A 23,080-nucleotide genomic window follows, 5' to 3' on the forward strand; every position below is an offset into this window, starting at 1 on the left:
GTCTGTCATTTGTCTTCACGGCCTGGTTATACTTGTAAACTAAATTTTTTATTTTTGGTTTACAAGTGATTTATGAATGCAGCCGATCTTGCTTTTGACCGTGACCATATCTGGCATCCCTATACCTCAATGCGCGATCCGCTGCCCTGCTATCCGGTCTTTGCCGCACAGGAATGTAGGTTACAGCTGGCCGATGGTCGGCAGCTGGTTGACGGCATGTCGTCATGGTGGGCGGCGGTTCATGGCTACAACCATCCGCGCCTGAATCAGGCGTTACAGAACCAGATGGCGCAGATGTCGCACGTGATGTTCGGCGGTATTACGCACCCGTCGGCAGTGGCGCTGTGCCGTCGGCTGGTCGCCATCACTCCCGCACCGCTGGAATGCGTGTTCCTGGCGGATTCCGGTTCGGTGGCAGTTGAGGTGGCGATGAAGATGGCCCTGCAGTTCTGGCAGGCGCGCGGCGAAAAACGTCAGCGCTTTCTGACGCTGCGTAACGGCTATCACGGCGATACCTTTGCGGCGATGTCGGTGTGCGATCCACAGAATTCAATGCACAGCCTGTATCAGGGCTATCTGCCCGAGCATCTGTTTGCCCCCGCGCCGACGTGCCGGTTTGACGACCCGTGGCGCGAAAGCGATACCGACGCGCTGGAACAGCTGATCGTGACCCATCATCGTCAGCTCAGTGCGGTGATCCTCGAGCCGATTGTGCAGGGTGCGGGCGGCATGCGTTTCTATCACCCGCGCTATCTACAGCGGGTACGTGAGCTGTGCGACCGCTATCAGCTGCTGCTGATCGCCGATGAGATTGCCACCGGTTTTGGCCGCACCGGCAGGCTGTTTGCCTGCGAACACGCGGGGATCGCCCCGGATATTCTCTGCGTCGGCAAAGCCCTGACCGGTGGCACGATGACGCTTTCGGCGACGCTGACCACTCGCCGGGTAGCGGACACCATCAGCAACGGGGCGGCGGGCTGCTTTATGCACGGCCCGACGTTTATGGCCAATCCGCTGGCCTGTGCGGTGGCGGCCGAGTCGCTGGCGATGCTGGAAGAGAACCACTGGCCCGAGCAGGTCGCGGCAATTGAAGCGCAGCTGCGGGCGGCGCTGATGCCGTTAAAGGCCGCGGCGGAAGTTGCCGATGTGCGAGTGCTGGGCGCGATTGGCGTAGTGGAAACTCGCCGACCGGTGGACGTGGCCGCCATTCAGCGCTTCTTTGTGGAAAACGGCGTGTGGATACGTCCGTTTGGTCGCCTGATTTACCTGATGCCGCCCTATATTATTTCCAGCGACGAGCTGGCAAAGCTGACCGCAACGGTTGCCGCCGCCGTGGATAATCCGCAGCTTTTTAAAATGACCTGAGGGCACGCAGCGCGAGGCAGCCGCAGGCCGTATGCACTACGCTTTTAGCATTGTGTGTACGGCACTGAAGCCGGGCACGAGATAGCGGAGGTTCTTTTATGCCACAAGATAAGCAAACCAATCGTCGCATCCTGCTGGCTTCGCGCCCGCACGGCGCACCGACGGAAAACAATTTCCGTCTGGAAGCCCAGCACGTCCCTGCCCCAAAAACCGGCCAGGTGCTCCTGCGCACCGTGTGGCTGTCACTCGACCCGTATATGCGCGGGCGGATGAGCGATGCGCCTTCCTACGCGCCGCCCGTCGGGCTGGGCGAGGTGATGTGCGGCGGCACCGTCTCGGTTGTCGAACAGTCTGAACATGCCGACTACGCCGTCGGTGACTGGGTGGTCAGCAACAGCGGCTGGCAGGATTTTTCCCTGTCCGACGGCCGCGACTTATTTAAACTCAGCGGCCCGGTGCTGAAACATCCCTCCCACGCCTTGGGGATTCTGGGCATGCCTGGCTTCACCGCCTATATGGGGCTGCTGGATATCGGTAATCCGCAGCCGGGCGAGACCGTTGTGGTGGCCGCAGCGACCGGCGCGGTGGGCTCACTGGTGGGCCAGATTGCCAAACTGAAGGGGTGCCACGTGGTCGGTATTGCCGGTGGCGCAGAGAAATGCCGCTATGCCGAACAGGTGCTGGGCTTCGATCGCTGTCTGGATCATCGCGATGATAATCTGGCGCAGCAGCTCAGCCGCCACTGCGCGGAGGGGATCGACGTCTATTTTGAAAGCGTGGGCGGCAAAGTGTTTAACGCCGTTCTGCCGCTGATGAATACCAAAGGGCGCATTCCCGTTTGCGGTCTGATCGCCGACTACAACAGCACGAATCTTCCCGCCGGGCCGGACCGCCTGCCGCTGCTGCAAAGCGCCATCCTGCGTAAACGCCTGCGCGTGCAGGGCTTCATTATCAATCAGGATTACGGCCATCGCTTTGACGAATTCTTCCGCCAGATGAGCCAGTGGGTGGCGGAGGATCGTCTGGTGTTCCGTGAAGATGTGGTCGACGGTCTGGATAACGCGCCGGAAACGCTGATTGGCCTGCTGGAGGGGAAAAACTTCGGCAAGGTGGTGGTGCGGGTAGCGGGCGATACGCCAGCATAAACGCGGCAAAGGGTATCATTCCCGGATGCGTTGCAGTAAATGAGCCCAGGTACAGAGATCCAGGCAATGCGGCTTTATCGCTCATAAAGTTGAAGCCGTGAGCCACGAATACTTCACTGATGAACGCGGCGGCATGTGATACCTTTTCAGCGTTGGCTGCGCAGGCAGCCGGGAAGACCTTTGCCGCCGCAGAGCGGCTGAAAATAGCTGACATCTTCAGTGACAGGAGAAGGAATGAAACTGTTTAGCACGAGTTTTAACGATGGTGATAAGCTGCCGGAGCGCCAGGTATTAAATGCCATGGGCTACCAGGGTGAGAACCTGTCGCCGCATCTGGCGTGGGATGAGGTTCCGGCCGGAACCAAAAGCTTTGTGGTGACCTGCTACGATCCCGATGCGCCGACCGGCTCCGGTTGGTGGCACTGGGTGGTGGCCAACCTGCCTGCGGACACACGTGAACTGCCGGAAGGTGCCGGTTCCGGCGTCGCCGAACTGCCTGCCGGTTCGCTGGAAACCCGCACCGACTTCGGCACCGCCGGCTATGGTGGCGCGGCACCGCCAAAAGGTGAGCACCACCGCTATATTTTCACCGTTCACGCGCTGGACGTGGAAAAGCTGGACGTGGACGAGAACGCCAGTGCGGCAATGGTCGGCTTCAACGTACATTTCCATACGCTGGGCAGCGCGGCGATTACCGCCATTTACGCCTGATCGGCGCTCAGAAATGGCAGTTGCGCAGGCTATGATTCTGCGCGATGGTAAGATTTCTACCCCACGCGGCAATTGCCTATATCTGGCAATCGTCGCGCATAAAAAAAGGCAATCTTCGGATTGCCTTTTTTATTAACTGTCAGCGGGCGATCAGAGCGCGCTGATGGTGACCCACATCGGTCCCTGACCGACCGCATAGCGCGCCAGTTCCTGCAACAAGCCGTTATCCGCGGCGATTTTGTACACCGCGATATGGTGCGATTTCTGACCTGCCGCGATCAGATACTGCCCGGTGCTGTCGATGTTAAAACCGCGCGGCTGGGTTTCCGTCTGCTGGTAACCTTCAATCGTCAGCGCCGCGCCGTCGTTGCCGATGCTGAACACGGTGATCACGCTGGCGGTGCGATCGCAGCTGTACAGGAAGCGGCCATCCGGCGTGATGTGGATGTCGGCCGCCCAGCGCGTGTCGCTGAAGCCTTCCGGCATCATATCCAGACTCTGCACCTTCTCGACTTTTTCACCCAGCGCCCAGACGTCGACGCTGCTGTCCAGTTCGTTGACGCAGTAGGCAAACTTCTGGTTCGGATGGAACACCATATGGCGCGGACCGGCACCGGCGGTGGTATTCACTTCTGCCTGAGTGCGCGGGGTCAGCTCGCCGTTCTGCGCCAGCTCGAACAGCGCGATACGGTCCTGCTTCAGCGCCGGAACAAACAGCGTCCGGTTACCGAGGTCGATATTCGCCGAGTGGCAGCCATCCAGACCCTTAATTACCTGAGCAGGTTCGCCCGGCAGGCCATTGTCGCCAATCGGGCTGACGCTGACGCAGGCATCGTTATACGAACCGACGAAGATAAAGCGCCCTTCACGGTCGGTGGAAATGTGGGTCGGGCTGCCCGGCAGCGATGCGTGCCCCGCTTCTTTCAGTTTGCCTTCACTGTCGATTTTATACGCCAGCACGCGGAAGTCCGGACGGGCACCCACGTACAGGAACGTTTTGTCCGGGCTGACCACCATTGGCTGAACCTGGCCCGGCGCATCGACAACCTGCAACAGCGTCAGCGCGCCATCCTCATTCAGCTGCCAGGCATGGATCTGCTGGCTCTCAGGGCTGGCGGTATAAACAACGTGTTTCATGAATGCTCCTTGTTAAGTCTTCGGGGTCGTAATCATTGATTGCGTTCGTCGGTTTTGTGGCCGGCGTCACAGGGTGTACACTCTTTAACTCACATTTAGTCACGGAAACGCATATGAGCTATCGCATCATCGCCCTTGATCTGGACGGCACGCTTTTAACGCCGAATAAAACCATTCTTCCCGAATCGCTGGAAGCGCTGGCTAAAGCGCGCCAGGCCGGGGTAAAAGTGTTGATCGTTACCGGTCGCCATCATGTTGCTATCCATCCTTTTTATCAGGCACTGGCGCTGGATACACCTGCAATCTGCTGTAACGGCACCTATTTGTATGATTACCAGGCGAAAAAAGTCTTACATTCCGATCCGCTGCCAAAAGATCAGGCGCAGCGCGTGATTGAAATGCTCGATGACGCCGCGATTCACGGCCTGCTGTATGTGGATGATGCCATGCTGTACCAGGCCGAAACTGGTCACGTGACCCGCACGATTAACTGGGGCCTGACTCTGCCTGAATCCCAGCGCCCGACGTTCCTGCATGTCGACAGCCTGGCCGGTGCGGCGCAGAGTGCACAGTCGATCTGGAAATTTGCCGTTTCTCACCAGGACACGGCAGAACTGCATCGCTTCGCGCAGAAGGTTGAGGATGAACTCGGCCTGGCCTGCGAGTGGTCGTGGCACGATCAGGTCGATATTGCCAAAGCCGGTAACAGCAAAGGCAAACGCCTGGCAGAATGGGTAGCCGCAGAAGGCTATCAGATGAGCGACGTGCTGGCCTTTGGCGACAACTACAACGACCTGAGCATGCTGGAAACTGTGGGTCTGGGTGTGGCAATGGGCAACGCCGACGAGGCGATCAAAGCCCGCGCCGGGCGCGTGATCGGCACCAACCTTGAGCCGGGCATTGCCGAAACCATTTACCGCGAAATTCTGTAATCAGGGCGTGATTGACACGCTTTTGATCTGCGCATAAAGCGGCATATCCGGTTTAATCTTCAATTCATCGCGGGCCCAGGGCGTAATACGCGCCCAAAGCTCGCTGTGACCGACCCGCAGCTTCACCTCCACCTGATTTTCGATCTCCAGCAGCTCAACTACGACGGCAGGTATCACATTGCGAATGCTGCTGTTGACCGGTGGTTCCAGCACCAGCGACACGTCCGCCGCGTTAATACGGATGCGCATCGGCGTTTGTAACGGCGCAGCAATGCGGCTGACCCAGATACGCTCCTCGCCCAGCGACAATGCAGTCATCTCGTAGTTTGGATGCTGCTCCAGCACCTTTACGCGCAGCACGCTGCTCTGCTCGGCGCGCGGCAGCCACGGACGCATGGCGCTACTGGCCCACACGTCTTCCAGCGGACCGTTGGCGATGACCGATCCTTTATCCAACACCAGTACGTTTTCGGCCAGGTGCAGCAGCTCATCCAGGCTGTGGCTGACGTAAAGAATCGGAATGTCGACCTCTTTCGCCAGCTTTTGCAGATAGGGCAGCAGCTCGCGCTTGCGCGGCAGATCGAGCGAGGCCAGCGGCTCATCCATCAGCATGATTTCCGGCGCAGTCAGCAATGCACGCCCAATGGCAACACGCTGTTTCTCACCGCCAGAGAGCGACCACGGGAAGCGGGACAGCAGCGGTTCGATGCCCAGCAGCTGAACCAGACTGTCGAACTGCGGGCGCAGGCTTTTCGCCATGCCGTATTCCAGGTTGCCGCGCACCCGATAATGTGGGAACAGACGGGCGTCCTGGAACACATAGCCGACGCGGCGCTTTTCCGGCGGTAACCAGATACCTTTAGCGGTATCGCTGAGCACCCGGTCGTTGAGCACAATGCGCCCCTGCTGCGGCACCGTCAGCCCACCAATGGCGTTAATCAGCGAGGTTTTACCCGCACCGGACACGCCAAACACGGCGGTAATTCCCTTACCCGGCAGGCTGGTCTGCACATTAAGCAGGCAGTCGCCCAGCTGCTGGCTGAAATCGAGTTCTAACATTAAAGACCTAAACGCTTACGACCCCAGCGGGTCAGCCATTCGGAAACAAGCAAAGAAAACAGCGCCAGTACGATAGCAATCACGCACAGTCTGGCGGCAGCGCCTTCTGCACCCGGCGTTTCAATCAGCGTGTACATTGCCGACGGCAGCGTACGCGTTTCACCCGGGATATTGGAAACAAAGGTGATGGTGGCACCAAACTCGCCCAGAGAGCGGGCAAAAGCCAGCACCGTACCCACAATAATCCCAGGCAGGGTCAGCGGCAGCGTGATGGTCAGAAACACCCGCCAGCGCCCGGCACCCAGCGTGCGGGCTGCCTGCTCCAGCCGGGTATCAACCGCTTCCAGCGCCAGGCGAATGGCACGAACCATCAGCGGGAAGGCAATCACCGCCGAAGCCAGCGCGGCACCGCGCCAGCTAAAGGCAAAGCTGAAGCCAAACCAGTCATACAGGTATTCGCCAATCACCCCGCGCCGCCCGAAGCCCAGCAGCAGCAGATAGCCCACCACCACCGGCGGCAACACCAGCGGCAGGTGGATAATACTGTCGAGCAGAGTTTTACCGGGGAACTGACGGCGGACCAGCAGCCACGCCATCAGGATACCGAACGGCAGGCTGCATGCCACCGCAACCACCGAGACTTTCAGGCTGAGCGCCACCGCCTGCCATTCGGGATCGCTGAGGAACATCATGACTTAGGCGCAAATCCATACTGTTTGAAAATCGCTGCCGCCTGCGGTCCTTTCAGATAGTCATAAAAGGCGCTGACGCTGGCATTTTTATGATCTTTCACGATAGCTACCGGATATTCGACCGGCTTGTGGCTGTCTGCCGGGAAGGTGCCGACCACGGCCACTTTCTTGCTGGCAACCGCATCAGAACCGTAAACAATGCCGTACGGGGTTTCATCACGCTCGACCAGCGCCAGAGCGGCACGAACGCTGTTGCTGCGCGCCATCACCGGCGAGAGCTGATCCCAGGCACCCAGTTTTTCCAGCGCTTCTTTGGCATAGATACCGGCCGGAACGTGGTCAGGATCGCCCACCGCCAGGCGCTGGCCGTTCAGCAGTGTTTTCCAGTCGGTGGTTTTGCTGATATCCACTTTCTGCGCTTTGGCAGAGGCCGGAGCCACCAGCACCAGATCGTTACCCAGCAGAGTAAAACGGCTGGATTCATCGATGGTTTTCTTCTCTGCGGCGTAGTCCATCCACTGCTGGTCGGCAGAGATAAACAGATCGGCCGGAGCGCCCTGCTCAATCTGACGGGCCAGGGTAGAGGATGAAGCGAATGAGGAAACGATTTTGACATCTTTCCCTTTCTCATACTGGCTGGCGATATCCTGCAGGGCGTTGGTCAGCGAGGCCGCAGCAAAAACGGTGATGTTATCCGCAGCAACCGCGTGGCCACTGATGCTCAGGGTGACGACCGCAGCGGTCAGCCAGGTATTCATTTTTACAGACATGCACTTCTCCAGAGAGGTTCGTTATGTAGGCAATAATATAGCGATAGCGCGGCCGAACGTCACAGAAAAATCGATGAAGAGGAACAGAACATTATTTGAGGTCAATTTCACAAAAGCGGATAGCGGGGAAAACAAACGCCCGGTAAACCGGGCGTGAGGGGAAAACGTGTTACTGCTGGTTTTTAACCGGGCGGTCACGGTGCCCGATTTTAGAAATGACGTTGAAGACTTCACCTAATCCATAAATCAGACCAAGGATAATCGCCATCACAACCGGGACCATCAGGATCGCTACAGCCAGGCCTTTCAGTAATTCCAGCATGGAAGCCTCATTTTGCTGAACAAAAAAGTTATTGTAACGACAGAACACAGGATTGCACTGACCTTTTGTGCTTTCGTGCTGAATTTATTCCCCACGCATCCGCATCCCCTGCTGCTACAATCCGGCAATGAGATGCTGAAAATGGGAGAGCAAAATGCAGGCCGAAATTGCCCTGATTCTGAAGTTACAGCAGCGGCTGTTCGCTGACCCGCGCCGCATTGAACTGCTGCGCCAGATAAAGGAGAGCGGCTCGATCAGCCAGGGTGCGAAGCTGGCGGGGATCAGCTATAAGAGCGCCTGGGATGCGATTAACGAGATGAACCAGCTGGCCGACCGCACGCTGGTTGAACGCGCCACCGGCGGTAAAGGCGGCGGCGGGGCCATCGTTACGCCCTACGGCGAGCGCCTGATCCAACTCTATGCGCTGCTGGAACAGATCCAGCAGAAGGCATTTGATGTTTTACAGGACGATGCGCCACTCGGCAGTCTGCTGGGCGCAATCGCCCGCTTTTCACTACAAACCAGCGCGCGAAACCAGCTGTACGGCACCGTCGCCAGCCGTGACAATCTGCCGGTACAGCAGCATGTTACGGTACAGCTGGCCGACGGTGACACCCAAATCAAGGTCGCGTTGACCGAGCAGAGCGCCAACCGCCTGCAGCTGACTGCGGGCAAAGAGGTGCTGGTGTTGATTAAAGCGCCGTGGGTTGGCATTAGCCAGGAAAGCGTCAGCGCGGATAATCTGCTGACGGGCCACATCAGCCAGATAGAACAGGGTGAAAGCCGCAGCGAAGTGCTGGTGACGCTCGGCAGCGGTGAAACGCTCTGTGCCACCGTTGAAAATCAGCTTATCACCCAGCAAAAACTGCAGCCCGGCTCGGCCGTGACAGCATATTTTAATGCCGATTGCGTCATCATCGCGACGCTGCTCTGAATCATCGGGCGGGATTTGACATTGTACGGCAGGAAGCCCCTAATAGCCGTGTGATGCATAAAATGGAATGAATAATGTCAATGTTGCAAATTACGCAAGGCATCTTTCGCCTGAGCGATACCCGAACTCTGAACCTGAACGATCTGACTTTACGCGCCGGTGAAAGCTGGGCGTTCGTCGGGGCCAACGGCAGCGGTAAGTCGTCGCTGGCCCGCGCCCTTTCCGGTGAGCTGGCCCCCTCTAAAGGCCTGGCGATCGGCGATTTCAGGCACCCCGTGCGCCTGTCGCTGGAACAGCTACAGAAACTGGTGGCCGACGAATGGCAGCGTAATAACACCGACCTGCTCAGCCCCGGCGAAGACGATACCGGACGTACGGCGGCTGAGATTATTCAGGATGAGGTGCGCGACCCGGCGCGCTGCCAGCAGCTGGCGGAGAAGTTTGGCATTACCTACCTGCTCGATCGCCGCTTCAAATACCTTTCCACCGGGGAAACGCGTAAAACCCTGCTGTGCCAGGCGCTGATGGCGCAGCCCGACCTGCTGATCCTCGATGAACCGTTTGACGGGCTGGATGTGGCTTCACGCGCTAATCTCGCCAGCGTGCTGGGGGAACTGCAGCGGCCTGATTTCACCCTGGTGCTGGTGCTGAACCGCTTTGATGATATCCCCGACTTCATTCAGCAGGTGGGCGTGCTGGCGGAGTGCCATCTCAGCCATACCGGCCCGCGTAAAGCGATCCTTGCCGAGGCGCTGGTCGCCCAGCTGGCGCACAGTGAAAAGCTGGACGGCATGACGCTGCCGGAACCCGACGACGCGGAGGCCATTCCGCAGCTGGCTGCCGATGCACCGCTGATTGTGCTGCGCGACGGCGTTGTCTCCTATAACGATCGTCCGATCCTGCACCATCTCGACTGGCAGGTCGATCGCCAGCAGCACTGGCAGATCGTTGGCCCGAACGGCGCCGGTAAATCGACGCTGCTCAGTCTGATCACCGGCGATCATCCGCAAGGCTACAGCAACGATCTGACGCTGTTTGGCCGCCGTCGCGGCAGCGGCGAAACCATCTGGGATATCAAACAGCATATCGGCTACGTCAGCAGCAGCCTGCATCTTGATTACCGGGTCAGCAGCAGCGTGCGCAATGTGATTATCTCCGGCTATTTTGATTCCATCGGCATCTACCAGGCCGTCTCGGATCGTCAGCAGGCGCTGGCGAAACAGTGGCTGCATCTGCTGGGCATGGAAAAACAGGGTGATACGCCGTTCCACGATCTCTCCTGGGGCCAGCAGCGGCTGGTACTGATCGCCCGTGCGCTGGTTAAACACCCGGCTCTGCTGATCCTCGACGAACCGCTACAGGGGCTGGACCCGATTAACCGCCTGCTGGTTCGTCGCTTTGTCGATGTGCTGATTGGTGAAGGCCGCACCCAGCTGCTGTTTGTTTCCCACCACGCGGAAGATGCCCCGCAGTGCATTACCCATCGTCTGAGTTTTATTGCCGATGGCGACCGCTACGGATATTTACAGGAAACGCTGTAATTCCTGCGCCGGGCGGGTTCGTTCGTGGACCTGCCCTGCTTTCCTCTCACTTCTGGTGGAACTCATCCAGTGTGATTCTCTTAATACTTATTAGCACCTTCCCTTCCCGTTTCCGCATGACTTATCTCAAACACGGACGCGGCCCTACCTCTTCACTCCATTGCGTTTTATCCAGGCTTACAGTGACCGGCACGTGGCGTAAACCACATCGTGTAATCGCTACCACTAATTCACTACCACAAGCTTGCGAAATTGTGTCCATCCTTTACTCTTAGCGACATTGCCGTTTTTAAAGTTTGTGTAAACGATTCCATTTTTTCCATTTCGATCACGCTTTCCGCACCGCGACTGTGCTATTTTTTTATCAGATCTGACGCAGACAGAAGGTTATCAGGACTTAACATGCAAAAATTCAATCCGGTGGATCATCCACATCGTCGCTACAATCCGCTGTCCGACCAGTGGATTCTGGTTTCCCCGCATCGCGCCAAACGACCGTGGCAGGGCGCGCAGGAAACACCCTCGCAGGATAGACTGCCTGCGCACGATCCCGACTGTTTTCTCTGCCCGGGCAATACCCGCGTAACCGGCGATAAAAATCCCGATTACACCAGCACCTATGTCTTTACCAACGACTTTGCGGCGCTGATGACCGATACGCCGGATGCGCCGGAAAGCGATGATTTACTGATGCGCTGTGAAAGCGCGCGTGGCACCAGCCGGGTGATCTGCTTCTCCCCCGATCACAGTAAAACCCTGCCGGAACTGACGCTGGACGGCCTGATTGATGTGGTGAAAACCTGGCAGGAACAAACCGCTGAGCTGGGCCAAAGCTATCCGTGGGTGCAGGTCTTTGAGAATAAAGGCGCGGCGATGGGCTGCTCCAACCCGCATCCGCACGGCCAGATTTGGGCCAACAGCTTCCTGCCGAATGAAGCGAAGCGCGAGGACGATCTGCAGCGTGCCTGGTATGCAAAAAACGGATCGCCAATGCTGGTTGATTACTGCGCACGCGAGTTGCAGGACGGCAAACGTACGGTAGTAGAAACCGAGCACTGGCTGGCCGTGGTGCCGTGGTGGGCGGCATGGCCGTTTGAAACCCTGCTGCTGCCGAAAGCCAGCGTGAAGCGCCTGACCGATCTCAGCGACGCGCAGCGCGACGATCTGGCGCTGGCAATGAAAAAGCTGACCAGCCGCTATGACAACCTGTTCCAGTGCTCGTTCCCCTACTCCATGGGCTGGCACGGCGCGCCGTTTAACGGCGAAGACAACGAGCACTGGCAGCTGCACGCACACTTCTATCCACCGCTGCTGCGTTCAGCAACGGTACGTAAATTTATGGTCGGCTACGAAATGCTGGCTGAAACTCAACGTGATTTAACGCCGGAACAGGCAGCCGAACGTCTGCGTGCCGTCAGCGATATCCATTTCCGCGAAACCGGAGCATAACCATGACTTTAAAGACCACTACCCAGCAGATTTTCACCAACGCTTTTGGCTACGCGGCAACCGATACAATCCAGGCACCCGGACGGGTGAATTTGATTGGCGAGCACACCGACTATAACGACGGTTTTGTGCTGCCCTGCGCCATTGATTACCAGACGGTCATCAGCTGTGCGAAGCGCGACGATCGTCAGGTACGGGTTGTTGCAGCTGATTACGACAGCCAGCAGGATATTTTCTCCCTCGACCAGCCGATTGTTTCCCACCCGGACTATATGTGGGCCAACTATGTGCGCGGCGTGGTGAAGCATTTACAACAGCGTCAGCCAAATTTCGGCGGCGCGGACCTGGTGATTAGCGGCAACGTGCCGCAGGGTGCGGGTTTAAGCTCCTCGGCCTCTCTGGAGGTGGCGGTAGGCACCGTGTTCAATCACCTTTACGGACTGGCGCTGGATGGCGCAGCGATTGCCGTCAACGGTCAGGAAGCGGAGAACCAGTTTGTCGGCTGCAACTGCGGCATTATGGACCAGCTGATTTCGGCGCTGGGCGAGAAGGATCACGCCATGCTGCTGGACTGCCGTACGCTCGGCACCCGACCGGTTCCGATGCCGGAAGATATTGCGGTCGTGATCATTAACTCCAACTTCCGCCGCAGCCTTGTCGGCAGTGAATACAATACCCGCCGCCAGCAGTGCGAAGAAGGTGCGGCGTTCTTCGGCCAGTCTTCCCTGCGTGACGTAACCCTGGCGCAGTTTAACGAGCGCCAGAACGAGCTGGACCCGCTGGTAGCGAAACGCGTACGCCATGTGCTGACGGAAAATGCCCGCACGCTGGAAGCGGCTGATGCGCTGGCCAACGGCGATCTGACCCGCATGGCGGTGCTGATGGCAGAATCCCACGCCTCAATGCGCGATGACTTTGAAATCACCGTACCGGCAATTGATCAGCTGGTGGATATCGTTAAAGCCGCGCTGGGTGAGAGCGGTGGCGTACGCATGACCGGCGGCGGCTTTGGCGGCTGCGTGGTGGCACTGATGCCGCAGGATTGCGTAGCGGGCGTGAAAGCGGCCGTGGCGGAGCATTACGAGGCACAGTCCGGTATCAAAGAAACATTTTACGTTTGCAAAGCCTCAGAAGGAGCGGGTCCATGCTAAAACCTGATTCTCACGCCCCGGACGGACAGCCGTGGCGGATTACCTCCCTGCGCAACGGCAACGGCATGGTGGCGACATTTATGGACTGGGGCGCAACGTGGCTTTCCGCACGCGTGCCGATGCGCGACGGCAGCGTACGAGAAGCGCTGCTGGGCTGCGCGACACCTTCCGACTACCTTCACCAGTCTGCCTATCTTGGTGCGACAGTTGGCCGCTACGCGAACCGTATCGCCCACTCACAGCTGGTACTGAACGGTGAGGCCATTAAACTGAGCGCCAATCAGGGCGAACACCAGCTGCACGGCGGCCCTGAAGGCTTCAGCCATCGTCGCTGGCAGATTGTCTGCCAGAGCGAAAGCGAAGTGGAATACCGCCTTGATTCACCCGACGGCGATCAGGGCTTCCCGGGCGAACTAGTCGTCTCACTGCGCTATCATCTGGATGAAGATAACACCCTTTCGATTAGCTATCAGGCGACGGTGGATAAACCCTGCCCGGTGAATCTGACTAATCATGCCTATTTCAATCTGGATGTGGAACACGGCGATGCGCGCCAGCATCGTCTGCTGTTAAACGCCGATTACTATCTGCCGGTGGACAGCGAAGGGATTCCCGCTGCGCCACTGAAAGCGGTGGAGGGAACCGGTTTCGATTTTCGCCAGGCGAAGAGCGTGGCGCAGGATTTCCTGAAGGATGCCGATCAGCAGCGGGTGAAAGGTTACGATCACGCCTACCTGTTGAATGACTCGCCGGAACCGGCCGCCGAGCTGTGGTCTGCCGACGGTCAACTACAGCTTAAAGTGTTTACTACCGCTCCGGCTTTGCAGCTTTACAGCGGGAATTACCTGGCGGGAACCCCGGCGCGCGAACAGGGAGTCTATAATGCTTTCCAGGGTATTGCGCTGGAGAGCGAGTTCCTGCCCGACTCGCCTAATCACCCTGAATGGCCGCAGCCGGACTGTTGGCTGGCGCCAGGTGAATCGTATCAGTCGGTGACGCGTTACCAGTTGATTGCAGTTTGATAAAGCGCATGAAAAACGCGCAACGCATGCGCGACGGGCTTACGCGCTGCGCAGATTTCAGCTATGGTAATGCACATTAAAATTGTCGCGCGCAGGCTCCGGCAGTTTACCGATTCCCATTATCATAGAAACGTAAAGTTATTAAGGAGTTAAGCTATGGCTGTAACTAAGCTGGTTCTGGTGCGTCACGGCGAAAGCCAGTGGAACAACGAAAACCGCTTTACCGGTTGGTACGACGTTGATCTGTCTGATAAAGGCCGCACCGAAGCTAAAGCAGCGGGTCAACTGCTGAAAAAAGAAGGCTTCACCTTCGATTTTGCTTACACCTCCGTGCTGAAACGTGCCATCCACACGCTGTGGAATATTCTGGACGAAGTGGATCAGGTTTGGCTGCCGGTTGAGAAATCATGGCGTCTGAACGAGCGTCACTACGGTGCGCTGCAGGGTCTGGATAAAGCGGAAACCGCGAACAAATATGGTGACGAGCAGGTTAAGCAGTGGCGTCGCGGTTTTGCGGTGACTCCACCGGAGCTGGATCGTGCCGATGAGCGTTTCCCTGGCCACGACCCGCGCTATGCGTCACTGACCGCAGAGCAGCTGCCAACTACCGAGAGCCTGGCGCTGACTATCGATCGCGTTCTGCCTTACTGGAACGAGTCTATTCTGCCACGCATGAAAAGCGGCGAGAAAGTGATCATCGCTGCCCACGGTAACTCCCTGCGTGCGCTGGTGAAATACCTGGACAACATGAGCGAAGAAGAGATTCTGGAACTGAACATCCCAACCGGCGTGCCGTTGGTGTATGAGTTCGATGAAAACTTCAAGCCTATCAAGCACTACTATCTGGGTGATGCTGACGAGATCGCAGCGAAAGCCGCGGCCGTAGCAAACCAGGGTAAAGCGAAGTAATTTTCTGCCGAGAGGCAGGAGTGAGCTGAGTTGATAAAGCCGCCGTCGTTGAGATGGCGGTTTTTTTTGCGTGCAATTTGGGGAGAGTCGCTGGTCGAGACGGCGATTCTGTCGCTGATAAAACGGTGCCCGGTTCCCAGCCTCTGCCGGGGCTTCCGGTCGGTCCTCGCGTCACGCGCTGCGTGATGCCTTCGGTTTCAGCATCCGGCCGCTCGGACCGCCAAAGACGTGTCATCCATGGCCCGGCTTCGCCTGACGCCAACTTCCCTGTTGGCGTCTCCTGGCCTGCTGCTTTCACCTCAGCGCTGCGAATTGCCCGCCGTTCATCTCAGAGGCTGACTTCGGGGTCGCACCAGAGACGTTAATACGCAATCTGATTAAAGCTAACCGGCTGAATAGTCATGGGGGTTATCGCAAAAAAACGCTGAAGCTACGGAGCAGACGGATCGCTGCCCGCTTCGGCAATCCGCAGCGCTGAACGAAGAGAGGAAGCCAGGATTTGGCCGCATGGACGCGGCCGAAAAGCACAGCCGCGCGGGACACGCGTCTGTGCTGGTCCGTGAGGCTGATGAACGGAGTGAGGGCACCGCACAGCGGCGCGAGGACCGCCGAAGCGGACAGCGAACCGTCTGATCAGGCGCTGTAGCCACACTGTTAACTGGCAACGCCCCGTCAATTCAGGCGCTGTAGCCACAGAGCTAACTGGCAGCACACAGTCAGCTCAGACGCCCCCCACAGATAATCGGACTTTAGCCGCGACGCGCCTTCACCGCCGCAGCCAGCTGGCGCAGCACGGTTTCAGTATCTTCCCAGCCAATACAGCCATCGGTCACGCTTTTACCGTACACCAGCGGCTCACCGCTCTCCAGGCTCTGATTACCTTCCACCAGATGGCTCTCAATCATCACACCAATGATCGCCCGCTCACCCGAAGCAATCTGCTCTGCCACATCGGTAGACACATCCAGCTGCTTTTTAAACTGCTTGCTGCTGTTAGCGTGGCTGAAATCAACCATCACCTGCGCCGGCAGACCGGCCTTTTCCAGACCGCTCTTCACCGCGCTAACATGATGCGCGCTGTAGTTTGGCTCTTTGCCACCGCGCAGAATGATATGGCAATCCTGATTACCGCTGGTTTCCACAATCGCAGAATGACCGTATTTGGTCACCGACAGGAAGCAATGCGGCGCACCGGCTGCACCAATCGCATCGATGGCAACTTTAATCGTGCCGTCGGTGCCGTTTTTAAAGCCAACCGGGCAGGAAAGACCGGAAGAAAGCTCACGGTGAACCTGAGATTCCGTGGTGCGCGCGCCAATAGCGCCCCAGCTCATCAGATCGCCGACGTACTGCGGGGTGATCATATCAAGGAACTCACCGGCAGCAGGCAGGCCGCTGTCATTGATATCCACCAGCAGCTTGCGCGCAATGCGCAGACCATCGTTGATCTGGAAACTACCATCCATATGTGGATCGTTAATCAGCCCTTTCCAGCCAACCGTGGTGCGCGGCTTTTCAAAATAAACGCGCATCACCACTTCCAGCGAATCCTTCAGCTCCTCGCGCAGCTTCAGCAGACGCTCTGCATACTCTTTCGCCGCCGTCACATCGTGAATGGAGCAGGGACCGATCACCACCAGCAGACGATCGTCCTGCTGCTGCAGAATCTGATGAATTGCCTGGCGAGCGCGGAATACTGTGTCAGCAGCCTTATCCGTGGCAGGGAATTTTTCAAACAGGGCAACAGGGGGTAATAATTCTTTTATCTCTTTGATTCTTAAGTCATCGTTCTGATAATTCATAATAGTTCCAGGTTATTTCATTGCCGAAGTGCACACCAGGCGCATCTGCTCCAATCTATCGCGAGTCCCTGACGCTGTAAATCGCCTTTCCCTCAAGATTTTGCGGGTAAATTTGATTTTCCACTTCGCTTTACTACAATTTTAAATGTAAATATCTGGAAAAATGGAATTGGCACCATTAACGATTGCCAACAGTTATCTTTACGGAGCTTTATTTCCCAACAGGATAATTTCTTTTCAAACCGTTAAGCAGGTTTGGTTAATACTCAGAACTCAATGGAGCACAATGATGAATAAGTTCGCCATTATCTTCCTCACAGCAGCAATGTCCCTGGGTAGTGCAACGGCAATGGCCGCAGATACCAGCAGCAATAACGGTGCGGCGAATGCAGCAGCCGACGCCGGCGCCAAAGCGCCGGACGCGAAGCAAAACCTTCAGCCCAATAATGTGGACAACAGTAAAATTAATACCGGCGATGCCAGCGCAACGCATCAGGATATGAACGCCGCAGAAGTCCACAAAAACTCACAGTGTAAAGACGGAAAATGCCCGGATATCGGCAAGAAAGTCGGCGAGGATGCCAACCATAAAACCGATGGTACAACGCAGTAACAGCGCGTTGTCGCTGTAGCACCGGGGCAGAGTATCGCTCCCGGTGTTTCATCCCGCATTGCGGCTGCCTGCAAAAAGTTGATGACGGCACCATCTAACTAATGAGTACAGACAGCAGAATACAAATATTGCAACTAATCCATTAATATAGTGGATTACACGTCTGTTCACTCAACCGGATACCTATGGCACACAGTCATTCTGCTGCAGATGGAAACCGCTCCCGCCTGTTGGCGGCTTTTCTGGTTACCGCAATCTATATGGTCGCCGAAGTCGTCGGCGGCCTGCTTTCCGGCTCGCTGGCCCTGTTGGCGGATGCCGGGCACATGCTCACCGATGCCGCTGCACTGCTGGTTGCATTGATGGCGGTTCAGTTTGCCCAACGTCGACCGGACAAACGCCATACCTTTGGCATGCTGCGCTTAACCACGCTCGCCGCGTTCGTCAACGCCCTTGCCCTGCTGGTGATTACCGTACTGATTGTCTGGGAAGCCATTCAACGTTTTACTCATCCTCAGCCCGTTGCAGGCGGCATGATGCTGGTTATCGCCGTTGGCGGCCTGCTGGCCAACATTCTCTCATTCTGGCTGCTGCATCGCGGCAGCGGTGAAAAGAACCTCAACGTGCGGGCGGCGGCTTTGCACGTACTGGGGGATTTGCTGGGTTCAGTGGGCGCCATTGCGGCGGCGCTGATTATTATGTTCACCGGCTGGACCCCGATTGACCCTATTCTCTCGGTGCTGGTTTCAATGCTGGTGCTACGCAGCGGCTGGATGCTGATTAAAGAGAGTACGCATGAACTGCTGGAAGGCGCACCGCAGCATATTGATGCCGACAAGCTGCAGCGATCGCTGACGCTCAATATTCCCGAGGTTCGCAACGTGCACCATGTTCATCTGTGGCAGGTGGGAGAAAAGCCAGTCATTACGCTACATGTGCAGGTGATACCCCCGCGCGATCACGATGCGCTATTGCAGCGAATTCATCATTACCTGCATGAGAATTATCAGATCGAGCACGCAACGGTGCAGATGGAGTATCAGCGCTGCGACGGCGATGACTGCGATCTGCACTGGATTCAGGGCGAGAGTCACAGCCATCACGGTCATAATCACTAGTGGCTATTGTCACTGCGGCAGGCGGTATTTATCGCCCGCCTGCCGCGCCGTGGTGACGGTTAAGCGCGCTGGCGCGCGCTTTTAATCCACAGCCAGGAACCGTTCAGGGCAATCACCGTCAGGATGGCATATTCCAGCGCCATCGCATAAACCCCCTGCCGGGCAAAAATCATCACGCTGATGATGTTGATCACCACCCACAGTAGCCAGTTCTCGACGTATTTGCGCGTCATCAGGATCATCGCGGCAATCGACAACACCATCATGCAGGAATCCCAGAACGGGAAAGCATCCGGCTGAAGCTCAGGCATCACCACGTTTAATCCCAGCCCCTGCATCAGCGCCACCGAAGTACGCGTCAGAAAGGCGAACACCGGATCGATATAGAACGTCATCAGCGCAATCGCCAGTATGCAAACAGCGCCACAAAGAAGCGCTTTTGGCAGCGGCATCCAGCGAATCTTCAACGCCTGTTGATGATCGCTGGTCTGGCGACTCCAGGCATACCAGCCGTAAATATTGGCCACGAAGAAAAACAGCTGTAACAGCAGACTGGCGTAAAGCTGGATCTGGAAAAAGATCGCGGCGAACAGTGTGACGTTTAGCAGGCCAAACGCATAGTTGACGATCTTTTCCAGGCTTGCCAGCCAGATGCACAGCAGGCCAGCCAGCGTACCGATGGCTTCGATCCATGAAAGATCGTAACCACCGCTGCCGAGAGGAATATGAACCAGAATATTTGAGGTACTGAAGAAATCCATATTAAGACCTTATCCTGAAGACCATCGGTCAGGCGTTACCCTTAACCTTAAGTTTGAGTTGTGCTGCAAAGGTTAGCATACGATTCAGCGGGATCAATGCACCCTGGCGCAGCGCTTCATCAACGTGTATCTCGTGGGCACTGCCGCCCTGCTCAAGACCATCGGCAATCGCTTTCAGTCCATTCATTGCCATCCACGGGCAGTGCGCACAGCTGCGGCAGGTGGCACCTTCACCAGCGGTGGGCGCTTCCAGCAGTTCTTTATCCGGGCAGGCCTGCTGCATTTTGTAAAAAATGCCACGATCGGTGGCGACGATCATTTTCTTATGCGGCATGGTCTGCGCAGCCTGGATCAGCTGACTGGTCGATCCCACGGCATCGGCCAGATCAACGATGGCCTGCGGTGACTCAGGATGTACCAGCACGGCGGCTTCCGGATAGAGTGCCTTCATTTGCTGTAGCGCCTGGGTTTTAAATTCGTCGTGGACGATGCAGGCTCCCTGCCAGCACAGCACATCAGCTCCGCTTTTGCGCGTCACGTACTGCCCCAGATGGCGATCCGGTGCCCAGATAATTTTTTCCCCCAGGCTGTCGAGATGCTCGATCAGTTCAACGGCAATGCTGGAGGTGACGACCCAGTCAGCGCGGGCCTTAACGGCGGCAGAGGTATTGGCGTAAACCACGACCGTACGATCCGGGTGCGCATCGCAGAAACGGCTGAACTCGTCGATCGGGCAGCCGAGATCCAGCGAACACTCGGCCTGCAACGTCGGCATCAGAATGGTTTTTTCCGGGCTGAGGATTTTGGCGGTTTCGCCCATAAAACGCACGCCGGCGACCAGCAGCGTTGATGCCGGATGCTGGCTACCGAATCGGGCCATTTCCAGCGAGTCGGAAATACACCCGCCGGTCTCTTCCGCCAGTGACTGGATTTCCGGATCGGTGTAATAGTGAGCGACCATCACCGCATCCCGCTCTTTTAACAGGCGTTTAATCTTCTCACGGTAAAACTGCTTCTCTTCGATAGACAGTTTTGCCGGTTTCGGCGGGAACGGATAGATGGCGTCTTCGGGATTAAACATCAGGCTCATAATGCAACTCTCGTTTTTTCAACTTAACCGAAACGGCCCTGGAACCCGGTCCGGCGCCAACTCTTCGGCTGGTTTGTTTTATATGCTAAACACGATAGCTGAAATATAGAGCAATGTCGCTGAGTTTTTAATTTTCACACCAGGATGTGATGTCGATCGTTAAAGTGCCTCTTCCGGCCATAGCTGGCCACCGCCCTCAATGCGCAACAGGAAAGCTTTAGTTTGCAGACCGCCGGCAAAACCGGTCAGTTTACCGTTGGTGCCAATGACCCGATGGCAGGGCGCAATAATGGAAAGCGGATTACGTCCGTTGGCAGCCCCCACCGCACGTACCGCCGTCGGATTACCGATCTGGCGTGCGATATCACCATAGCTGCGGGTTTCACCATAGGGAATGGTGACCAGCGCGGCCCAGACCTGTTTCTGAAACTCGGTACCAACAAATTCCAACGGCAGTGCAAACTCCCGCCGTTTGCCGGAGAAGTACTCCCACAGCTGGCGTTCCGCCTCGAGCAGAATGCGATTATCAGGTTGTTCAACCTGCGGCAGGAAACGCACGCGTTTAGGATCATCATTTTCCCACAGCACGGCAACCAGCCCGCGTTCAGATGCGACCAGTTTCAGCTCGCCGACCGGCGACTGCATCATTTTGAAGTCATAACTCATGTGTTGCTTCCTCCATGTCTCGGTTTCCGGTTGATTATCCGCTTTTTGTATGGCGGTACTAGCCGTTTTCGGACACCGGCATAAAATAGTGTGATGTCCGAATATGGCCAGCCAGGTGTCTGCTCAGACGCTAACCTGATTCGACCGCTGTATAACAGGAGCCAATGATGATCGACCGGGACTCAGCTTACCTTGCCCTCACCTCTCGCGATGCGCGTTTTGACGGCGTATTTTTCGTTGGCGTGACGTCAACGGGGATTTACTGCCGCCCGATCTGCCCGGTGAAAGCGCCTCAAGCGGCCAACTGCCTGTTTTTTGCCAATGCTGAAGCCGCTGAGAAATCGGGCTTTCGCCCCTGCCTGCGCTGCCGGCCAGAGCTGGCACCCGGCAACGCTCCGGTCGATCACGGCCAGCGGGTGGCCGAACGGCTGATGCAGCAGATTGATGAGGGACTGATCGAGCAGGTTGAGAGCCTTGAGGAGATCGCCGCCCGTTTCGATCTCAGCCTGCGGCAACTGCGGCGCATCGTGCAGAAAGAGCTCGGCGTTTCGCCACAGGAACTGCGCCAAACGCGCCGCCTGCTGCTGGCAAAGCAGCTGCTTAGCGAAACGCGGCTTCCGGTGACGGAAATTGCCTTTGCCAGCGGTTTCTCCAGCCTGCGGCGCTTTAATGACGCCTTCAGCAGTCAGTACCGCATGCCGCCCAGCCGCCTGAGAAAAGAGGGCACGGAAAAAGAATCTGACATGAATAACAGCGATACGTCGGTACTTCAGCTCGGTTATCGTCCGCCGTACGACTGGCAGGCGATGCTGGATTTCCTGCGCGTTCGCGCTTTGCAGGGGGTGGAATATGTCGATACGGATAGCTACAGCCGGACGGTCAGGCTGGGGCAGCACTGTGGCTGGATTCAGGTTCGGCAGAAAGCGGCGAAAAATATGCTACAGGTGGAGTTCAGCCATTCACTCACCCCCGTGCTGCCTGCGCTGCTGCGCCGCCTGAGGAATCTGTTTGACCTGAGTGCACGACCGGATTTAATTGCCGCGCATCTGGGGCAGGACCCGCTGCTGCAACCCTCTCTACAGGCTTATCCGGGCCTGCGTGTGCCCGGTGCTTTCGACGGTTTCGAGATGGCAGTACGTGCGATCCTTGGGCAACAGATCACCGTTAAAGCAGCAGCGACGCTGGGTGGACGTTTTGCGACGGCTTTTGGTGATCCCTTTGACTGCCCACTGCCGCAGCTGACGCATCTGTCGCCGTTGGCTGATCGGGTTGCGGAGTGCAGTATTGATGATATCGCCAGCCTCGGAATCGTCAGTGCCCGCACCCGCTGCATTCTGGCGCTGGCTGCTGCCTGCTCGCAGGGCACGCTGAAGTTGGATGCGGTAAGCCAGCCAGACAAAACCGTGACTCAGCTGCTGGCACTACCGGGAATTGGTGACTGGACTGCACAGTATCTGTCTATGCGCGCCCTACGCTGGCCTGATGCCTTTCCTGCGGGCGATATCGTTGTGCGTAATAACCTGGGGAGGATCGATGCGAAAGAGGCGGATAAACGCTCTCAGGCGTGGCGTCCGTGGCGGAGCTATGCGGTGATGCATATCTGGAAGAGTTTGGGCTAATCAGATTCGAACCCTGTCCAAATCGCAGATAGCAAAAAGGCGCCTTTAGGGCGCCTTCTTAACACTGGTGGGTCGTGCAGGATGACTCGGCTTCGCCTCGCCCTTCGGGCCGTTGCCGTGGCAACGTTGTCTCACTGCGTTCGACCCGAACCTGCGGCAGGTTCGAACCCCGCCCGAATCGCAGACAGCAAAAAGGCGCCTTTAGGGCGCCTTCTTAACATTGGTGGGTCGTGCAGGATTCGAACCTGCGACCAATTGATTAAAAGTCAACT

General features: G+C 57.1%; 22 protein-coding genes and 1 other RNA gene. 13 read left to right on the forward strand and 10 right to left on the reverse strand.

Annotation, left to right across the window (positions count from 1 at the left end; genetic code table 11):
• The first annotated feature begins 72 nt into the window (after positions 1–72).
• The 3 genes from bioA (at position 73) to IBT46_RS24180 (ending at position 3,221) form a co-directional block, all read left to right on the forward strand.
• Positions 73–1,365, forward strand: coding sequence for an adenosylmethionine--8-amino-7-oxononanoate transaminase (bioA, locus tag IBT46_RS24170; RefSeq protein ID WP_200547726.1), 1,293 nt, complete (start codon positions 73–75; stop codon positions 1,363–1,365).
• Positions 1,366–1,463: 98 nt separating this feature from the next.
• Positions 1,464–2,510, forward strand: a complete 1,047-nt coding sequence (locus tag IBT46_RS24175; protein ID WP_105591119.1) for an NADP-dependent oxidoreductase — start codon at positions 1,464–1,466, stop codon at positions 2,508–2,510.
• 234 nt (positions 2,511–2,744) lie between these two features.
• Complete coding sequence (locus tag IBT46_RS24180) at positions 2,745–3,221, forward strand: kinase inhibitor (RefSeq protein ID WP_200547727.1); 477 nt, start codon at positions 2,745–2,747, stop codon at positions 3,219–3,221.
• Between the two features lie 150 nt (positions 3,222–3,371).
• Here IBT46_RS24180 and pgl read toward each other — a convergent pair whose 3' ends face one another.
• Positions 3,372–4,358: a 6-phosphogluconolactonase gene (gene pgl, locus IBT46_RS24185; RefSeq protein ID WP_200547728.1), complete on the reverse strand. Its 987-nt coding sequence runs from the start codon at positions 4,356–4,358 to the stop codon at positions 3,372–3,374.
• A gap of 113 nt (positions 4,359–4,471) precedes the next feature.
• Here pgl and IBT46_RS24190 point away from each other — a divergent pair, with 113 nt between their 5' ends.
• On the forward strand, positions 4,472–5,290 hold the full coding sequence (locus IBT46_RS24190; RefSeq protein WP_200547729.1) for a pyridoxal phosphatase: 819 nt from the start codon (positions 4,472–4,474) through the stop codon (positions 5,288–5,290).
• Here the strand turns inward: IBT46_RS24190 and modC are convergent, their stop codons facing one another.
• The 4 genes from modC to IBT46_RS24210 all read right to left on the reverse strand — a co-directional run bounded on the left by modC (position 5,291) and on the right by IBT46_RS24210 (position 8,133).
• Positions 5,291–6,349 carry a molybdenum ABC transporter ATP-binding protein ModC gene (gene modC / locus IBT46_RS24195; protein ID WP_200547730.1) on the reverse strand — a complete coding sequence of 353 codons (1,059 nt, stop codon included), beginning with the start codon at positions 6,347–6,349 and terminating at the stop codon, positions 5,291–5,293.
• Positions 6,349–7,038 carry a molybdate ABC transporter permease subunit gene (gene modB, locus IBT46_RS24200; RefSeq protein ID WP_105591173.1) on the reverse strand — a complete coding sequence of 230 codons (690 nt, stop codon included), beginning with the start codon at positions 7,036–7,038 and terminating at the stop codon, positions 6,349–6,351. The genes modC and modB overlap by 1 nt, the downstream gene beginning before the upstream one ends.
• Positions 7,038–7,811 carry a molybdate ABC transporter substrate-binding protein gene (gene modA / locus IBT46_RS24205; protein WP_105591114.1) on the reverse strand — a complete coding sequence of 258 codons (774 nt, stop codon included), beginning with the start codon at positions 7,809–7,811 and terminating at the stop codon, positions 7,038–7,040. Before modA ends, modB begins: the two co-directional genes overlap by 1 nt.
• A gap of 169 nt (positions 7,812–7,980) precedes the next feature.
• Positions 7,981–8,133, reverse strand: a complete 153-nt coding sequence (locus IBT46_RS24210; protein ID WP_105591113.1) for an AcrZ family multidrug efflux pump-associated protein — start codon at positions 8,131–8,133, stop codon at positions 7,981–7,983.
• Positions 8,134–8,287: 154 nt separating this feature from the next.
• Between IBT46_RS24210 and modE the strand changes: the two genes are divergently transcribed.
• The 6 genes from modE (at position 8,288) to gpmA (ending at position 15,139) form a co-directional block, all read left to right on the forward strand.
• Positions 8,288–9,067 (forward strand): molybdenum-dependent transcriptional regulator, encoded by a 780-nt coding sequence (modE, locus tag IBT46_RS24215; protein WP_200547731.1) that lies wholly within the window; start codon positions 8,288–8,290, stop codon positions 9,065–9,067.
• Between the two features lie 74 nt (positions 9,068–9,141).
• Positions 9,142–10,608 carry a molybdate ABC transporter ATP-binding protein ModF gene (gene modF, locus IBT46_RS24220; protein ID WP_200547732.1) on the forward strand — a complete coding sequence of 489 codons (1,467 nt, stop codon included), beginning with the start codon at positions 9,142–9,144 and terminating at the stop codon, positions 10,606–10,608.
• Positions 10,609–11,010: 402 nt separating this feature from the next.
• Positions 11,011–12,057 carry a galactose-1-phosphate uridylyltransferase gene (galT, locus tag IBT46_RS24225; RefSeq protein WP_200547733.1) on the forward strand — a complete coding sequence of 349 codons (1,047 nt, stop codon included), beginning with the start codon at positions 11,011–11,013 and terminating at the stop codon, positions 12,055–12,057.
• A 2-nt stretch (positions 12,058–12,059) separates the two neighbouring features.
• Positions 12,060–13,208 carry a galactokinase gene (gene galK / locus IBT46_RS24230; protein ID WP_200547734.1) on the forward strand — a complete coding sequence of 383 codons (1,149 nt, stop codon included), beginning with the start codon at positions 12,060–12,062 and terminating at the stop codon, positions 13,206–13,208.
• A complete protein-coding gene (galM, locus tag IBT46_RS24235; protein WP_200547735.1) occupies positions 13,202–14,230 on the forward strand; it encodes a galactose-1-epimerase in 1,029 nt (342 codons plus the stop codon). The genes galK and galM overlap by 7 nt, the downstream gene beginning before the upstream one ends.
• Positions 14,231–14,386: 156 nt before the next feature.
• Positions 14,387–15,139, forward strand: a complete 753-nt coding sequence (gpmA, locus tag IBT46_RS24240; RefSeq protein WP_012441996.1) for a 2,3-diphosphoglycerate-dependent phosphoglycerate mutase — start codon at positions 14,387–14,389, stop codon at positions 15,137–15,139.
• Positions 15,140–15,888: 749 nt separating this feature from the next.
• Here gpmA and aroG read toward each other — a convergent pair.
• The gene (gene aroG, locus IBT46_RS24245; protein ID WP_105591105.1) at positions 15,889–16,941 is read right to left on the reverse strand and encodes a 3-deoxy-7-phosphoheptulonate synthase AroG; all 1,053 of its coding nucleotides are present in this window, start codon (positions 16,939–16,941) and stop codon (positions 15,889–15,891) included.
• 286 nt (positions 16,942–17,227) lie between these two features.
• On the opposite strand from aroG, the gene IBT46_RS24250 reads away from it, so the two are divergent.
• The gene (locus tag IBT46_RS24250) at positions 17,228–17,554 is read left to right on the forward strand and encodes a YbgS-like family protein (protein WP_200547741.1); all 327 of its coding nucleotides are present in this window, start codon (positions 17,228–17,230) and stop codon (positions 17,552–17,554) included.
• A 185-nt stretch (positions 17,555–17,739) separates the two neighbouring features.
• Positions 17,740–18,672 carry a CDF family zinc transporter ZitB gene (gene zitB / locus IBT46_RS24255; RefSeq protein ID WP_200547736.1) on the forward strand — a complete coding sequence of 311 codons (933 nt, stop codon included), beginning with the start codon at positions 17,740–17,742 and terminating at the stop codon, positions 18,670–18,672.
• 59 nt (positions 18,673–18,731) lie between these two features.
• Here zitB and pnuC read toward each other — a convergent pair whose 3' ends face one another.
• From pnuC to IBT46_RS24270, 3 genes are all read right to left on the reverse strand, one after another.
• Positions 18,732–19,433: a nicotinamide riboside transporter PnuC gene (pnuC, locus tag IBT46_RS24260; RefSeq protein ID WP_200547737.1), complete on the reverse strand. Its 702-nt coding sequence runs from the start codon at positions 19,431–19,433 to the stop codon at positions 18,732–18,734.
• 28 nt (positions 19,434–19,461) lie between these two features.
• On the reverse strand, positions 19,462–20,523 hold the full coding sequence (gene nadA / locus IBT46_RS24265) for a quinolinate synthase NadA (RefSeq protein ID WP_200547738.1): 1,062 nt from the start codon (positions 20,521–20,523) through the stop codon (positions 19,462–19,464).
• A 159-nt stretch (positions 20,524–20,682) separates the two neighbouring features.
• On the reverse strand, positions 20,683–21,189 hold the full coding sequence (locus IBT46_RS24270; RefSeq protein WP_200547739.1) for a methylated-DNA--[protein]-cysteine S-methyltransferase: 507 nt from the start codon (positions 21,187–21,189) through the stop codon (positions 20,683–20,685).
• A 167-nt stretch (positions 21,190–21,356) separates the two neighbouring features.
• Between IBT46_RS24270 and IBT46_RS24275 the strand changes: the two genes are divergently transcribed.
• Entirely contained in the window at positions 21,357–22,808 is a 1,452-nt protein-coding gene (locus IBT46_RS24275) for a DNA-3-methyladenine glycosylase 2 (protein WP_200547742.1), read from the forward strand.
• A 65-nt stretch (positions 22,809–22,873) separates the two neighbouring features.
• On the opposite strand, the gene IBT46_RS24280 is transcribed toward IBT46_RS24275, so the two are convergent.
• Positions 22,874–22,997: non-coding RNA, RtT sRNA (locus IBT46_RS24280), on the reverse strand.
• Between the last annotated feature and the right edge of the window lie 83 nt (positions 22,998–23,080).

It is taken from the genome of Erwinia sp. S38, from assembly GCF_016624545.1.
Lineage (GTDB): Bacteria > Pseudomonadota > Gammaproteobacteria > Enterobacterales > Enterobacteriaceae > Erwinia > Erwinia coffeiphila.